14 protein-coding genes are annotated in these 14,306 nt (G+C 71.7%); 7 read left to right on the top strand and 7 right to left on the bottom strand.

The genetic code is table 11. The features are described from left to right. The first annotated feature begins 2 nt into the window (after window positions 1-2). Window positions 3-941 (top strand): 3-oxoacyl-ACP reductase, encoded by a 939-nt coding sequence (locus tag OHA64_RS14035; protein WP_405612745.1) that lies wholly within the window; start codon window positions 3-5, stop codon window positions 939-941. Between the two features lie 77 nt (window positions 942-1,018). On the opposite strand, the gene OHA64_RS14030 is transcribed toward OHA64_RS14035, so the two are convergent. Further along, complete coding sequence (locus OHA64_RS14030) at window positions 1,019-1,171, bottom strand: hypothetical protein (RefSeq protein WP_405612743.1); 153 nt, start codon at window positions 1,169-1,171, stop codon at window positions 1,019-1,021. Between the two features lie 297 nt (window positions 1,172-1,468). After that, window positions 1,469-2,716 carry a hypothetical protein gene (locus OHA64_RS14025; RefSeq protein WP_405612741.1) on the bottom strand — a complete coding sequence of 416 codons (1,248 nt, stop codon included), beginning with the start codon at window positions 2,714-2,716 and terminating at the stop codon, window positions 1,469-1,471. 187 nt (window positions 2,717-2,903) lie between these two features. Between OHA64_RS14025 and OHA64_RS14020 the strand changes: the two genes are divergently transcribed. The 3 genes from OHA64_RS14020 (at window position 2,904) to OHA64_RS14010 (ending at window position 6,030) form a co-directional block, all read left to right on the top strand. After that, the gene (locus tag OHA64_RS14020; protein WP_405612738.1) at window positions 2,904-3,818 is read left to right on the top strand and encodes a Nif3-like dinuclear metal center hexameric protein; all 915 of its coding nucleotides are present in this window, start codon (window positions 2,904-2,906) and stop codon (window positions 3,816-3,818) included. Then, window positions 3,815-4,558, top strand: a complete 744-nt coding sequence (locus tag OHA64_RS14015) for a zinc ribbon domain-containing protein (RefSeq protein WP_405623970.1) — start codon at window positions 3,815-3,817, stop codon at window positions 4,556-4,558. The genes OHA64_RS14020 and OHA64_RS14015 overlap by 4 nt, the downstream gene beginning before the upstream one ends. Window positions 4,559-4,707: 149 nt before the next feature. Next, on the top strand, window positions 4,708-6,030 hold the full coding sequence (locus OHA64_RS14010; protein WP_405612735.1) for a bifunctional RNase H/acid phosphatase: 1,323 nt from the start codon (window positions 4,708-4,710) through the stop codon (window positions 6,028-6,030). Here the strand turns inward: OHA64_RS14010 and eda are convergent. Together eda and yaaA are read right to left on the bottom strand one after the other, a co-directional pair. Then, window positions 6,013-6,702, bottom strand: coding sequence for a bifunctional 4-hydroxy-2-oxoglutarate aldolase/2-dehydro-3-deoxy-phosphogluconate aldolase (gene eda, locus OHA64_RS14005; protein ID WP_405612732.1), 690 nt, complete (start codon window positions 6,700-6,702; stop codon window positions 6,013-6,015). The genes OHA64_RS14010 and eda overlap by 18 nt on opposite strands. 74 nt (window positions 6,703-6,776) lie before the next feature. Next, the gene (gene yaaA / locus OHA64_RS14000) at window positions 6,777-7,559 is read right to left on the bottom strand and encodes a peroxide stress protein YaaA (RefSeq protein ID WP_405612730.1); all 783 of its coding nucleotides are present in this window, start codon (window positions 7,557-7,559) and stop codon (window positions 6,777-6,779) included. Window positions 7,560-7,744: 185 nt separating this feature from the next. Here yaaA and OHA64_RS13995 point away from each other — a divergent pair, with 185 nt between their 5' ends. Further along, entirely contained in the window at window positions 7,745-8,479 is a 735-nt protein-coding gene (locus OHA64_RS13995; RefSeq protein WP_405612727.1) for a phosphotransferase, read from the top strand. Window positions 8,480-8,701: 222 nt separating this feature from the next. Here the strand turns inward: OHA64_RS13995 and OHA64_RS13990 are convergent, their stop codons facing one another. Then, complete coding sequence (locus OHA64_RS13990) at window positions 8,702-10,393, bottom strand: alpha/beta hydrolase (RefSeq protein ID WP_405612724.1); 1,692 nt, start codon at window positions 10,391-10,393, stop codon at window positions 8,702-8,704. Between the two features lie 373 nt (window positions 10,394-10,766). On the opposite strand from OHA64_RS13990, the gene OHA64_RS13985 reads away from it, so the two are divergent. After that, window positions 10,767-12,206 (top strand): RNB domain-containing ribonuclease, encoded by a 1,440-nt coding sequence (locus OHA64_RS13985; RefSeq protein ID WP_405612721.1) that lies wholly within the window; start codon window positions 10,767-10,769, stop codon window positions 12,204-12,206. On the opposite strand, the gene OHA64_RS13980 is transcribed toward OHA64_RS13985, so the two are convergent. Continuing rightward, complete coding sequence (locus OHA64_RS13980; RefSeq protein ID WP_405612718.1) at window positions 12,157-12,759, bottom strand: hypothetical protein; 603 nt, start codon at window positions 12,757-12,759, stop codon at window positions 12,157-12,159. The genes OHA64_RS13985 and OHA64_RS13980 overlap by 50 nt on opposite strands. After that, window positions 12,756-13,520, bottom strand: coding sequence for a MerR family transcriptional regulator (locus OHA64_RS13975; protein WP_405612715.1), 765 nt, complete (start codon window positions 13,518-13,520; stop codon window positions 12,756-12,758). The genes OHA64_RS13980 and OHA64_RS13975 overlap by 4 nt, the downstream gene beginning before the upstream one ends. A 164-nt stretch (window positions 13,521-13,684) precedes the next feature. On the opposite strand from OHA64_RS13975, the gene OHA64_RS13970 reads away from it, so the two are divergent. After that, on the top strand, window positions 13,685-14,263 hold the full coding sequence (locus tag OHA64_RS13970; RefSeq protein WP_405612713.1) for a Uma2 family endonuclease: 579 nt from the start codon (window positions 13,685-13,687) through the stop codon (window positions 14,261-14,263). The last annotated feature ends 43 nt before the right edge of the window (window positions 14,264-14,306 follow it).

Below are 14,306 nucleotides of genomic sequence, written 5' to 3'. Positions count from 1 at the left end.
GTATGTCGCTGCCGCTGGAAGGACTCGCCGCGATCGTCACCGGCGCCGGACGCGGACTCGGCCGGGCCGAAGCGCTGGAGCTGGCCCGGCTCGGTGCGGCCGTCGTCGTCAACGACTACGGTCAGCCCGGCCGGGACGGTTCGGGCGAGGCCTCCGCCGCCCCCGCCGAGCAGGTCGCCGCCGAGATCCGGGCCACGGGCGGTTCGGCCCTCGCCCACACCGGAGACGTCTCGGACTTCCAACAGGCGTCGAAACTCGTGGAGTTGGCGATCGCCGAGTTTGGCAAGCTGGACATCCTCGTCAACAACGCGGGCATCCTGCGCGACCGCATGGTCTTCTCCATGACCGAGGACGAGTGGGACGCGGTGATCCGGGTCCACCTCAAGGGCCACTTCAACACCACCCACTTCGCCGCCGCGCACTGGCGCGCACGCTCCAAGGCGGCGGACGGGCCGGTGTACGGGCGGATCGTGAACACCTCCTCGGAGGCGTTCCTCGCCGGATCGGCCGGCCAGCCCAACTACGCGGCGGCAAAGGGCGGAATCGTCGGGCTCACCACCTCCACGGCCCTCGCGCTCGCCAAGTACGGCGTGACGGCCAACGCCATCTGCCCGCGCGCCCGCACCCGGATGACTGAGGACGTCTTCGCCGGCCTTGAGCGTCCCGACGACGGACTCGACCCGCTCGCCCCCGAGCATGTCGCCCCGCTCGTCGGCTACTTGGCCTCACCCGCCGCCGCCCGGCTCAACGGCCAGCTGCTCGTCGTCCACGGAGGAATGGTGGCGATCGTCGAACGCCCGCGGGTGTCCGCGAAGTTCGACAGCAAGCAGGACACGTTCACGTACGACGAGTTGGACGCGCATCTCACCCCGCACTACGCGCGGCGACCGGACGGGGAGACGTTCGCGGCGGCCGAAGTCCTGGGACTCAAGCGGGAGTAGGGCGGCTGCGGGACATGAGACGGGCACCACACACCACGGCCCCGCCCCCTGTGTGCAGGGGCGGGGCCGTGTCTCGTTCAGGCCGCCGACTCGGTCTGTTCGACCGGCTTGCGGTGACGGCCCTGGGGGGCCGCCTCACCGTCGTGGACCGCGACCGGACCCCGGTGCCGGCCTTGGCCGGAGGGCTCCTGGACGTCGGAAGTCGGCTGGTTCGTGTTGGCGTCGTTCATCGGAAGTAACTCTCCCCGTCAACATGATCTTTCTTACAGCCGGGCGAGTTTAACCGTCATCCCACGGGTCGAATCCAGGCGGCCACGCCAACCGGCACGAGTTCGTTACAAGCCGAGCGGCTGCCCGGCGGAGCGTGCCGGAGCCGTCCCGGTCGAGGCGGGGCTCGGCACGGACAGGTGCCGCGTCGACGTCACTGTCCGATGCCCAGCATCGACTCCCGCACGCGCGTTGCAGGCTTCCGGTGCTCGAACGACCCCGAGCGGTGACGCCCCCGTCACCCCGCTCACCTGCCCGGATCAGGCGCCGTGGTTGTCCTCAGGCCTGATCCGCCGCACGGGCCCCAACGGCGCCTGCTGCAACGGCACCGGACGGGGCGCGACCGGTGCCGGAGCATCCGGTTCCGAGGGCTCGCCCGATCCCGCCGTCGCCGGGGACGCGTTCCCCGACGCCGTCCGCGCGGCCGTACCGTCGCACTCGCCCGGGCACCCCGGACCACCGTCCCCCGCCGTTCCGGTGTCCCCCGAAGGCACCGTCACCCGTGCCACCGCGCACGGCGCCTCCGGCGTCGCGTACGGCAGGTGGAGCACCCCGTCCTCGGTCCAGTGCCCGGCACCCGCCAACCACCCCTCGGGCGCCGGGAGGTGGTGGACCTGCCGGGTCGCGGGCCGCCACACACCGACCCAACTGCCGAGCGGGCCGTCGATCCGCAGCGCCACCGCGCAGCCCTCCGGCATCAGGACCTGCCCGGGCTGGATCGCGAACGGCGTCACCGTGCAGCCGTCCTCCCGCAGGCAGTCCGGGAAACGCACCGGCAGCATGCTGCCCAGCACACCCCAGCCCAGCCGTTCCCGCCCCGGCGAGGGCGCGTCCGAGCGGATCAGCAGCAGCCCGCTGTCCGGGGCGGCGAGCAACAGCCGGTCGTCGCTGTCCGCCGCGATCTGCAGCAGCGGTGAGACCTCGCCGCCGCGCTCCAGGTCCACCACGACCGTCTTGGTCCGCCCGCCGACCTCCCGGTCCAGCGCCAGCATCCGCCCCGTCCCGTCCAGCCACACCCCGCCCGAGCAGCGCCCCGGGATCTCGGCGAGATGCTCGGGCCCGACCGAGCCCCCCGCCACCAGCCACACCGCGCTCGAGTGCCGGCCCACGGAGAGGGCGTACGCCTTGTCGCCGCCCGGCGCGGGCGGCAGCAGCCGCAGCCGGGTGCCCGCGTCCCGGCACTCGACCGCCCCCAGCAGCAGCTCACCGGTGTCCGGCCCGGTCGGGTAGAGCAGGGAGAAAATGTGCCGCCCGGCCGCCAGCCGTCGGATGAGCACCCGCCCGTCACCCATCGGCTGGACCTCGGTGCCGGGCTCCTCCGGCTGGTTGCCGGGCAGCGGCACCGCGTAGGGCTCCGGGCCGTCCAGGGTCCAGCGCTCCGGGAACAGGGAGTCGCCGTCCCGCGCCAGCCTGGCGGCGTAGCAGCCGTCGACCGTGATCGCGCATCCTGCCTGCGGGGTCCCGCCGTGCTCGTCCGCCGTGGTGGGCTCAATGACACAGGCTGTCATCGTTCGGTCACCTCCGGCGATGAAAGTAGCTTTCGTCCGTACTTGCGTCGGACCGGCGGACCGTTACTTCACACAAAGGGATGGCCCAGGAACGATTCGCCTGAGGAACGCGGGACGACCGTGCTGGGCGGGGTGGCCGACGGCGCCACCGGTTCAGCCGGGGAGAACAGCCAGGTAGCCTTTGCCCGTGCCCCGTCTGTCTGAAGTCATCACCGCCCTGGAGAACCTGTGGCCCGCCGAGCGGGCCGAGTCCTGGGACGCGGTCGGCACCGTCGTGGGCGACCCCGACCAGCAGGTCGCACGGGTCCTCTTCGCCGTCGATCCGGTCCAGGAGATCGTGGACGAGGCGGTGAAGCTGGGCGCCGATCTGCTGGTCACCCACCATCCCCTCTATCTGCGCGGTACGACGACGGTCGCGGCGTCCACCTCCAAGGGCCGCGTGGTGCACACGCTGATCAAGAACGACATCGCGCTGCACGTCGCCCACACCAACGCGGACACGGCGGACCCGGGTGTCTCCGACGCCCTCGCCGGCGCGCTCGACCTTCGGGTCGTCCGTCCGCTGGTGCCGGACCCGACCGACCCGGAGGGCCGCCGGGGCCTGGGCCGGATCTGCGAACTGGACCACCCGCTGACGGTCGGGGAGCTCGCCGCCCGTGCCGCCGAGCGGCTGCCCGCCACCGCGCAGGGCATCCGGGTGGCCGGCGACCCGGAGGCACCGGTACGCACGATCGCCGTCAGCGGCGGCTCCGGCGACAGCCTGTTCGACCAGGTCCGCGCGGCCGGTGTCGACGCCTTCCTCACCGCGGACCTGCGCCACCACCCGGCGTCCGAGTTCATGGCGTCCCGCGCCCCCAGCCCCCTCGCGCTGCTCGACGCGGCACACTGGGCCACCGAATGGCCCTGGTGCGAGCTGGCCGCCGCGCAGCTCGACCAGATCTCCGACCGCGAGGGATGGGACCTGAGGGTCCATGTCTCCAGGACGGTCACCGATCCCTGGACCGCCCACGCGGCGTCCGACCAACCGTCGCCCGCTGCCCCTCTTCCCACGAGCGCTTCGCGCCCCTCTTCTTCTTCTGACCCCATGGGAGCCCCCAACTGAACGCCGCGCCCGCCGACCAGATCCGACTCCTCGACGTCCAGGACCTCGACGTCCGTCTCCAGCAGCTCGCGCACAAGCGCAGGTCGCTGCCCGAGCACGCCGAGATCGATTCGCTGTCCAAGGACCTCACGCAGCTGCGCGACCTGCTCGTGGCCGCGCAGACCGAGGAGAGCGACACCGCCCGCGAGCAGACCAAGGCCGAGCAGGACGTGGACCAGGTGCGCCAGCGTGCCGTCCGCGACCAGCAGCGTCTGGACTCCGGAGCGGTCACCTCCCCGAAGGACCTGGAGAACCTCCAGCGCGAGATCACCTCCCTCGCCAAGCGCCAGGGCGATCTGGAGGACGTGGTCCTGGAGGTCATGGAGCGCCGCGAGTCCGCGCAGGAGCGGGTCGCCGAACTGACCGAGCGGGTCTCCTCCGTCCAGTCGAAGATCGACGACGCGACCGCCCGCCGGGACGCGGCCACCGAGTCGCTGGACGGCGACGCGGCCACGGCCGTGAAGGAGCGTGAGGTCATCGCGGGCACGATCCCCGCGGACCTCCTCAAGCTCTACGACAAGCTGCGCGACCAGCAGGGTGGCGTCGGCGCGGCCAAGCTGTACCAGCGCTCCTGCCAGGGGTGCCGGCAGGAGCTGGCGATCACCGACATCAACGAGATCCGCGCGGCGGCACCCGACACGGTGGTGCGCTGCGAGAACTGCCGCCGCATCCTGGTGCGCACGTCCGAGTCCGGCCTGTAAGTGAGTCCGGCCTGTAAGCGGCCGCGGCGAGAGACCTCAGTGGGCGACCTAGGGTGAGCGACTTCGGTAAGCCGCGTCGGGTAAGCCGCGTCGGGTAAGCCACGTCGGGTAAGCGACTTCGGTAAGCGATTCGGTAAGGGACTGACGGCGTGCGGGAGTTCATCGTCGAGGCCGACGGCGGGTCACGGGGCAACCCGGGGCCCGCGGGCTACGGATCAGTGGTGCTCGACGCGGCGACGGGCGAGACGCTGGCCGAGGCGGCCGAGTACATCGGGACGGCCACGAACAACGTGGCCGAGTACCGGGGCCTGCTGGCCGGCCTGCGCGCCGCGCACGCCCTGGACCCGACGGCCCGCGTCCACGTCCGTATGGACTCCAAGCTCGTCGTCGAGCAGATGTCGGGCCGCTGGAAGATCAAACACCCCGCCATGAAGCCCCTGGCGACCGAGGCGTCCCATGTCTTCCCGCCGTCCCAGGTGACGTACGAGTGGATCCCCCGGGAGCGGAACAAGCACGCGGACCGGCTGGCCAACGAGGCGATGGACGCGGGCGGGCGGGGTGAGCGGTGGTCGGCTTCGGCATCCACGGCCGAACTGGACGCGGGGGACGCACGGGCAGCCACGAGGGCGACGGCCGCGGAGCCGGCGGGTCTGCCGGGAGCCGCGGTGGGCGCCGAGCCGTCCGGTCTGCCGGGGATCAGGGTGGCCGACAGGGCCCGCCCCGATGTCCCGGCGACTGCCGCTGAGTCGACCGGCCTCCCAGGAGCCGCGGCGGGCGACAAGGCCCGCACCGACGTCCGTGCCGCCCGTGCGGTGGCCTCGCCCGGTTGGGCCCCCGCCGACATGGGGGCACCCGCGACCTTCGTGCTGCTGCGGCACGGGGAGACCCCGCTGACTCCGCAGAAGCGGTTCTCCGGCAGCGGCGGCAGCGATCCCTCGCTCTCCGACGTGGGGCGCGGACAGGCCGAGCGGGCCGCCGACTCGCTGGCCCGGCGCGGCACGATCCAGGAGATCGTCTCCTCGCCCCTGGCCCGTACCCGTGAGACCGCCGGGACCGTCGCCGCCCGCCTCGGGCTCGGCGTCACGATCGACGAGGGGCTGCGGGAGACCGACTTCGGCGCCTGGGAGGGGCTCACCTTCGGTGAGGTGCGCGAGCGCTACCCGGACGACCTGAACACCTGGCTGGCCGACCCGGACGCAGAACCGACCGGCGGCGGCGAGAGCTTCGTGGCGACCGCCGCCCGGATCGCCGCCACCCGCGACAAACTGGTCGCGGCCCACGCCGGCCGCACGGTCCTGCTGGTCACCCACGTCACACCGATCAAGACGTTCGTACGGCTCGCCCTCGGTGCCCCGCCCGAGTCCCTGTTCCGCATGGAACTGTCGGCGGCCTCCCTGTCGGTGGTGGCGTACTACGCCGACGGCAACGCGAGCGTCCGGCTCCTCAACGACACGTCACACCTGCGCCCCTGAACCGTCCCTGAGCCCCGCCGCGGCCCGCGCCAGCGTCTCCACCCGCTCCCAGTCCCGCGCCTCGATCGCGTCCTGGGGAAGCATCCAAGTGCCGCCCACGCAACCGACGTTGGGCAGCGCCAGGTACTCCGGCGCGTTCCCTGGACCGATCCCGCCCGTCGGGCAGAACCGCGCCTGCGGCAACGGCCCGGCCAGCGCCTTCAGATACGCGGTGCCGCCCGCCGGCTCGGCCGGGAAGAACTTCATCTCCGACACCCCGCGCTCCAGCAGCGCGACCACCTCGGACGTCGTCGACACCCCCGGCAGGAACGGCACCCCCGACTCCCGCATGGCCGTCAGCAGTACGTCCGTCCAGCCCGGGCTGACCAGGAAGCGCGCCCCTGCCTCCACCGACTCCCGCACCTGCTCCGGGGTGATCAGCGTGCCGACGCCGACCACGGCGTCCGGCACCTGAGCGGCGATCGCCCGGATCGCGTCGAGGGCGGCGGGTGTCCGCAGGGTCACCTCGATCGCGGGCAGCCCACCGGCGACCAGCGCGCGGGCGAGCGGTACGGCGTCCGCGGCGTCCTGTACGACCACCACGGGGACGACGGGAGCGAGGTCCAGCACGGACACGGGCAACGGCGGGGAGGGCACGGAGGAGGGCATGGGGGAGGGCACGGAGGGCGACATGGCCTCATCGTGCCCGGGAGCGGCACTGTGCGCAAAGGTCGTTGCGCACAGTGCAACGCCGCGCCTTCGCGGGCTCAGTGGACCTCGGTCACCAACACGTCCAGCGACCAGGCCGTCCCCGCCTTCGCCGGCGGCTCCACCTCGACGACGTAACCCAGGTCCCGCAGCGCCTCCACCAGCTCGGCCGGCCCCTTCGGCATGGCCCCGGCCGACAGCAGACTGCGGACGATCTTCCCCTTGGTCGCCTTGTTGAAGTGGCTGACGACCTTCCGGGTCGGCGCGTGCAGCACCCGTACCGTCGCCGTCCGCCCGGCGACCTCACCCTTCGGTTTCCACGCCGACGCGTACGCCGACGACCGCAGGTCCAGCACCAGCCCGTCCCCGGCCGCCTCAGGCAGCGCCGCCGCCATCGGCGTACGCCAGTGCCCGCCCAGTGCGCCGAGACCGGGCAGCCTTACGCCCATCGAGCAGCGGTAGGAGGGGATCCGGTCGGTGACCCGGACCGCGCCCCACAGCCCCGAGAACACCAGCAGGGAACGGCCCGCGCGCCGCTTCGCCGCCGTCTCCAGGGAGGCCAGGTCGAGGGCGTCGTACAACACCCCCGTGTAGATCTCCCCGGCCGGCCGTGCGCCCGCCGTGCGCAGCTCCGTGTTCTTCGCGATCTCGCCGCGCAGCCCCTCGCTCAGCCCGAGCACCTCGCGCGCCTTGTCCTCGTCGGCGGCGCACAGCTCGACCAGTTCATCGAGCACGGCCGCACGGGCCTCGGCGAGCTGCGGCAGCGACAGCGACTCCGGCTTCAGCGGGGCACCGCGACCGGAGGACGCCTTGCCTTCGGAGGGCGGCAGCAGGACAAGCACGGGATCGATCTCCTTCGGTTGAGCTCCGGAACAGCGTACGGCGTGCCACCGGGGCGCCCCGCGCTGTAGGGCTGCCCGCGGATCCGTGCGGCTGCCTGCGGATTCCTGCGGATGGCTTGGTCTCACGACCACGGTCGACCGGATTCACGGCTCGATCGGTCGCCACGGTGCCTATGCTGACGCGAATGGAACAGGAGCCTGAGATTCCGTTGACCGGGGGTCGGATCACGGTGGGGGTCGTCCGTGTCGGGGACACGGTGCGACGGCCGGTCGGGCCGCACTCGCCGTTCGTGCACCGGCTGTTGCGGCATCTCGAGGACGTCGGCACGGACGCCGCGCCAAGGCTGCTCGGCATCGATGCCAAGGGCCGCGAGATCCTCAGCTTCCAGCACGGTGAGGTCGTGACGGCCTTCCGGGCCCGTGACTGGTCGCCCGCCCAGATCACCGCGGCGGCGCACTTGCTGCGCCGACTGCACGACGCGACCGCCGGCACGCGGATCGCGGGTGACGAGGAGACGGTGTGCCACAACGACTTCTCCCCTCTCAACGTCGCCTTCGTGGACGGCCTTCCCGTCCGTGTCTTCGACTTCGACCAGGCCGCCCCCGGCCCCCGCACGCGTGACCTCGCCTACGTCGCCTGGCTGTGGCTGCTCGGCCCCGACATCGCCGGCCCCCTCGACCGCCAACTGGCCCTCTTGCGTACCTTCCTCGACGTGTACGGCCTCGAGGCCGAGCGCCGTCGGGGCTTCGGCGGGCGCATCGCCGCCCGGGTCGAGGCCGAGTGCGACATGCACAACCGCGCGGGACGCGTCATCGGCCCGGGGTCCTGGCTGCATCGTGAGATCGACTGGCTGAGAGACCACGCCGACGCCGTCGACCGGGGCTTGACAGCACCAGCTGACGGAACGACCGCGGTGTGACGACCACATGGCAGTGGCGAGATAGCAGTGGCGAGCAGGTTGCGCTACCGCATCCCGCTCGGAGCGGGACCCCGCGAGGAGGCCCCGCCCCGTCTTCAACAGGTCATGCGGCAATGGCTCGTTCGGTCATGGGCCATGCGGCAATGGGCCATGCGGCAATGCGTCGTGCCGCAATGGGTCACGCGGCAATGACCCGTACGGCGACGGTCCATGCGACCGGGCTCAGAAACGGTCCGGGGCACGCTCCGTGAGCGGAGACCCGGGGAGCGCGTCCCGCTTCTGGTTCTTCCGTGCCTCCGCGTTCGAGTCGGCCGTCGCCTCGCAGGTCACGTCCTTCGCCGGAAGCCTGCCGGTGAGCAGGTAGTCGTTGACCGTGCCGTCCGTGCACGCGTTGCCGCTCGGGTAGACGCCATGGCCCTCGCCGCCGAGGACGGTGACCATCTTCGAGCCCTTCAGGTCGGCGTGCAGGGCCTGACCGCTGGGCAGCGGGGTCTGCGAGTCCCACTCGTTCTGGACGACCAGGGAACCGACCTTGTTGTGCACCGTGGTTGCCGGTTCCACGGAACTGTCCCAGAACGCACAGGGCTTGATGCTGGACGCGAAGTCACCGTAGAGCGGGTAACGGACCTTGTCCTCGATGGCGTCCTGCCGGTAGCTCTCAGGATCGCGGGACCACGCGGCCGAGTTGTCGCCGCACACCACGGCCCAGAAGCTCGCCGTCATGTTGTCGGCCGGCGCATCGGCGGCATCGGCGGCATCGGCGGCGTCGCCTGCCGTGCCGGTCCCGGTCCTCTCGGATCCGGCGAACGCCGCGAGTTTCTTCGCGGAGGCGGGCTCGTCGGCCGCGGCTTTCTTCAGCTCCACGATCGCCTCGGTGGCGTACTTCGGGGTGAAGACCGCGCTGCGTATTCCGCTCCGGATGTCATCACCTGTGGCCGGCTGCCCCTCGACCTCGATGGGCGACTCGTCGGCCTGTGCGACCAGGCCCCAGAAGGTCCGGTCGACCTCCTTGGGGGTGGCACCGAGGCCGTACGTCTCCGAGCGCTCGGCGGCCCACTCGGTCCACCGGTCGAACGCGGGCTCGGCGCCCTCCGCCCACCACTGGATCATCCCTCGCCAGGCGCGCCCCGGATCGACCGCGCTGTCCAGCACGAACCGGTCGGCCCGGCCCGGGAAGAGCTGGGTGTACACGGCGCCCAGGTAGGTGCCGTACGAGATACCCACGTACGAGATCTTCTTCTCACCGAGGATCGCCCGGAGCAGATCCATGTCGCGAGCGGTGTTGCGCGTGGTGATGTGCGGGAGCGTGTCGCCCGCCTTCTCCCTGCACTTGTTCGCGACGTCCCGTGCCCAGGCGACGTCCTTGTCGAACGTCTCCTCCTTGTACGGCCGCAGCCAGTTCTCCTCCTCCGGCGTCAGATCGCAGGAAACCGGGCTGCTCCGTCCCACGCCGCGCGGGTCGAAGCCGATGAGGTCGTACTTCTGCTGTGCGGACTTGGGGAGGTTCTCCTGCATCCCCAGCGGCATGTAGAGCCCTGGACCCCCAGGGCCGCCGGGGTTGGAGAACAGGACGCCGTGCCGCTTGCCGGGCGCGGTGCTCCTGATCCGGGATATGGCTAAGTCGATCCGCTTGCCCCCAGGATCCCGGTAGTCCAGAGGGACCTTGATCGTGGCGCACTCGAACTCCGCCGGAGACTCGGCTTCGCACCGCTTCCACCGCGGCTTCTGCTTCACGTACCGGTCCAGCGCGCCCTTGGCGGCGGACGAGGAGAGGGCGGACGAGGACACGGCGGAGGGGGAGGCGGTCGACGGGGTGGCGGCCGGAGCGGCGGTGGCCGTCGAGGTGGCGAGTGCGGGAGCCAGCGTTGCCGTGACACCCACGGCCAACAGGGGCGCGAGACGTGGTCTGCGCACGATATCGATCCTTCCGGTCACATGTTCGGACAGGAAGGATCTTTCAGGAACGGGCCACGCGTGCGGATCCCCCTTCGGGCCGCACCTTGCTCCACCCTTGGAATGACACAACAGCCTTGGGTGGTACGAGAGTTGTAGGGGTGGGCCGCCCTCAGTGACGAGTGGTACCGGCTTCAGCGAAGGGCAGTACCGGCTTCAGCGCCGGGACGAACAGGCGGCGCGAATCGACTCCCTCCCTCGCGTTGCCGTTGAGAGCTTCCCCACGCTCGAACAACCTCGCACGGAGCACCCCCATCACCCCGCTCACCTGCGCTTGTCACGCTCTGTGGCTTTCCTCCGAGCTGATCCGCCGGACAGGCCCTACGCTCGCTGTATGCCCCGCCGCCGCATCCGCGTGACCGGCGCACCCGAAGCCTCGCTCCGGGCCGCCCTCACCGCACTGCGCGCCGAACTCGCGGTGCCCGAGCGTTTCCCGCCGGAGGTGCTCGCCGAGGCCGAGCGTGCGGCGAAGGCACCCGCGCTCCCCACCGAGGACGCCACGGACATCCCGTTCCTCACCATCGACCCTCCCGCCTCCACCGACCTGGACCAGGCGATGCACCTGTCCCGGCGGGGCACCGGCTACCGCGTCCGGTACGCCATCGCCGACGTCGCCGCGTTCGTCGTACCCGGTACGGCCCTGGACGCGGAGACCCACCGGCGCGCGACCACCCTCTACTTCCCCGACGGCAAGGTCCCGCTGCACCCCGCCGTCCTGAGCGAGGGCGCCGCCAGCCTGCTCCCGGACCAGGTCCGCCCCGCCGCGCTGTGGACCCTTGACCTGGACGCGGACGGTCGTACCGTCGCCGTCGACGCCCACCGGGCCCTCGTCCGCAGCAGAGCCAGGCTCGACTACGCGGGCGTACAGAGGGAGATCGACTCCGGTGTCGCGGAGGAGCCGCTCGCGCTCCTCAAGGAGATCGGCGTGCTGCGGGAGGCGCTGGAGGTCGAGCGCGGCGGCATCTCGCTCAACGTGCCCGAGCAGGAGATCGTCCAACGGGACCACACCTACGAGCTCACGTACCGCGCCCCGCTCCCCGCCGAGGCCTGGAACGCGCAGATCTCCCTGCTCACCGGCATGGCGGCGGCGGACCTGATGATCCCGTACGGCACCGGAGTCCTCCGCACCCTCCCGGCCGCCCCCGACGGCGCGGTGGGCCGACTGCGCCGTACCGCCCACGCCCTGCACATCGACTGGCCGCACCACGTCTCGTACGACAGGCTCATCCGCTCCCTCGACCCGCACCAGCCCCGGCACGCGGCCTTCCTCCAGGAGTGCACGACCCTCCTGCGCGGCGCCGGCTACACGCCCTTCCGGGACGGAGAACTCCCGGAGATCACCACCCACGCCGCCGTCGCCGCGCCCTATGCGCACTGCACCGCCCCGCTGCGCCGCCTCGTCGACCGCTACGCCGCCGAGATCTGCCTCGCCGCCGTCGCCGGCCAGGACCCGCCCGACTGGGTGCTCGCCTCGCTCGACGCGCTGCGCGGCGAGATGGCGGACGGCGGCCGGCGCGCGGGCGTCGTCGAGCGGGGGTGCGTCGACCTCATCGAGGCCGCGCTGCTCGAGGACCGGGTGGGGGAGGTGTTCGACGGGTGGGTGGTGGACGTGGAGGAACGCCAACCTGCCGTCGGGACCGTGCAGTTGGAGTCCCCGGCGATCATCGGCCGCATCGAGGGCGATGGAGCCCCGCTGCCGCTGGGGGAGCGCTTGCGGGTACGGCTCACGCGGGCCGATCCGGCAGCGGCGACGGTGCGCTTCGCGCCTGCCTGACGGCCTGTACGAGCGCGTCGGCGTCGTCGGCGTGGAATCGGACCAGGCTGACCTCCTGTCGTCGACCGAGGAACGTCAAGTGGTCGACGGGTTCGTTGAGTTCGAGGGTGACGGAGGTCTGCGCCCCCATGGCGAGGTCGAGTTCACCGTCGGTCCGCTCCTGTACGGACCTCAACTCGCGGCGCACGGAGGCGATCCGCTCCAGTGGTATGCGCAGGTCGACGTGGACGGCCCGGCGGACGCGGAGCTCGTAGGGCCCCAGCACATGCGGCCGGACCACGTTCGCCGCGTGCAGTCCGACGACGAGGACGACGGCGTACACGTCCAGCACCAACACCACGCCGTGCACGGTCGGATAGTCCCGCAGCAGCACCGACATCGTCAGCGTCTCGACCACGCCCACGAACGCGAGTCCGGACATCACCGCACCCTGCCCACGCGCGTACCCGAAGGCCCGCCCGCCGCCCGCGCCGTGACTCCTCCTCGCCACCCACAGCGCGAGACTCACGAACATCCGCAGCTCATGCCGGACCAGAACGCCCGCTGTCCTCATGACCGTCCCTCCGTGATGATCCTCAGCGCCCGCCGGACGGCCTCCGCCTGCGCGGGCGCGAAGTCGGCGTAGACGGCACGCAGGAAACTGTGGTCGTCATCGATGCCGGCCTCGTCGATCCCGGCCTCCGGGAGCAGCTCACCGGGCAGACAGTCGGCGAGGGCCCGCGCGGCCTCGTCCACACGCGGGTCGGACGGGTCGGCGTCGACGAGGGCGTCGAGCAGCGCGTACGCGGCACGGGCCCGCTCCGCTCTGTCGGGCGTGCCGAAGACGCCGCCCACCACCCCGATGAGCTTCTGGCGGGCCTCGGGGGTCGCCGCGGTGTCGAGCAACGCGAGGACCTCCCGGTCCTTGGCGGCCATGGGGGAGTCGGGCACCTGCCCCACCTCGCTGAACAGCACCGCGAGCTCCGGCGACACCGGCCCCTCGGCCGGCAGCGCGCCGTCCTCCAGCAGGTCCCGCAACCGCGCGCGCCGCTCCCGGATCGCCGCCTCCTGACGCGCCAGATCCTCGTCGAGCTCGGTCAGGACCTCGACGAGATCCTTCCCGGCGTCCTCGGCGAGCACGTCCCGCACCTCCGCGAGCCCCAGCCCCAACTCGGTCAGCCGCCGGATCCGGGCCAGCACGACGGCGTGCCGGAGCGTGTAGTCGCGGTAGCCGTTGGTGAGCCGTTCGGGCTCGGGCAGCAGCCCCTGGTGGTGGTAGTGCCGGACGGTCCGCGTGGTGACGCCGACGGCGGTGGCGAGCTCTCCGATCCTCATGGCACCAGTACAGACGCTGACGTCGCGGCAGGGTCAAGGCCGCGGCCTCGCCGCCTGACGAGGGCGGAGCTCCTGTGCCACGATCGAGGGAACGGTTTCCGATCTCACGGACAGGTGATCAGCCGATGTCCCAGTCTGGCGAGCGACCGAAGGAGGGGCGTGACATGACTGCCATGGCCCATGAGCCGCTCACGCAGGCGGAGGTCCTGCTGGAGGGCTTCCTCGCCCTGGACACCCCGGAGGGCTTCCGGGCGCAGCTGATCGAGGGGGAGATCGTTGTGACGCCGCCGCCGGACGGGGATCACGAGCACTACATCAGCCAGATCGTGAAGCAGGTCATCAGGCGCTCCCGAACGGACATGGATTACTCCGGCAACAAGGGACTGAAGTTGCAGAGCGGAGGCGGCTGGCCGAAGGATCATGTGATCCCGGACGGTACCTTCGCCCCTACGGAGCTGCGGCTCTACCGCGGCGCCGATTCATGGATGCCCTGCGACGGCGTCGCCATGGTTCTGGAAGTGACGTCCACCAGGCCCAAAGCCGACCGCGAGGCCAAACGCCGCTGCTACGCCCGCGGAGGCGTCCCCCTCCACCTGCTCGTCGACCGCGACGCCTCCTCGATCACGCTGTTCAGCGACCCGCAGAAGGATCAATACCGCCAGCACTCGACCCTCCCCTTCGGTAAGCCGCTCACCCTCCCCGAGCCCTTCGCCTTCGACCTGGACACGACGGACTTCCTCTGATCCCCTGTGCGGTGGCGCGACACGGGGTGCGGTACGGGGGGTT

It is taken from the genome of Streptomyces sp. NBC_00076 (genome assembly GCF_045041235.1).
Taxonomy (GTDB): domain Bacteria; phylum Actinomycetota; class Actinomycetes; order Streptomycetales; family Streptomycetaceae; genus Streptomyces.
The sequence above is the reverse complement of the archived record's forward strand: the minus strand, read 5'-3'. Positions and strand labels throughout refer to the sequence as shown.

Coding starts and splice junctions, on each gene's coding strand:
- OHA64_RS14035 (WP_405612745.1), top strand. CDS start 3: ATGTCGCTGCCGCTGGAAGGACTCGCCGCGATCGTCACCGGCGCCGGA.
- OHA64_RS14030 (WP_405612743.1), bottom strand. CDS start 1,171: ATGAACGACGCCAACACGAACCAGCCGACTTCCGACGTCCAGGAGCCC.
- OHA64_RS14025 (WP_405612741.1), bottom strand. CDS start 2,716: ATGACAGCCTGTGTCATTGAGCCCACCACGGCGGACGAGCACGGCGGG.
- eda (WP_405612732.1), bottom strand. CDS start 6,702: ATGTCGCCCTCCGTGCCCTCCCCCATGCCCTCCTCCGTGCCCTCCCCG.
- OHA64_RS13995 (WP_405612727.1), top strand. CDS start 7,745: ATGGAACAGGAGCCTGAGATTCCGTTGACCGGGGGTCGGATCACGGTG.
- OHA64_RS13985 (WP_405612721.1), top strand. CDS start 10,767: ATGCCCCGCCGCCGCATCCGCGTGACCGGCGCACCCGAAGCCTCGCTC.
- OHA64_RS13980 (WP_405612718.1), bottom strand. CDS start 12,759: ATGAGGACAGCGGGCGTTCTGGTCCGGCATGAGCTGCGGATGTTCGTG.
- OHA64_RS13975 (WP_405612715.1), bottom strand. CDS start 13,520: ATGAGGATCGGAGAGCTCGCCACCGCCGTCGGCGTCACCACGCGGACC.
- OHA64_RS13970 (WP_405612713.1), top strand. CDS start 13,685: ATGACTGCCATGGCCCATGAGCCGCTCACGCAGGCGGAGGTCCTGCTG.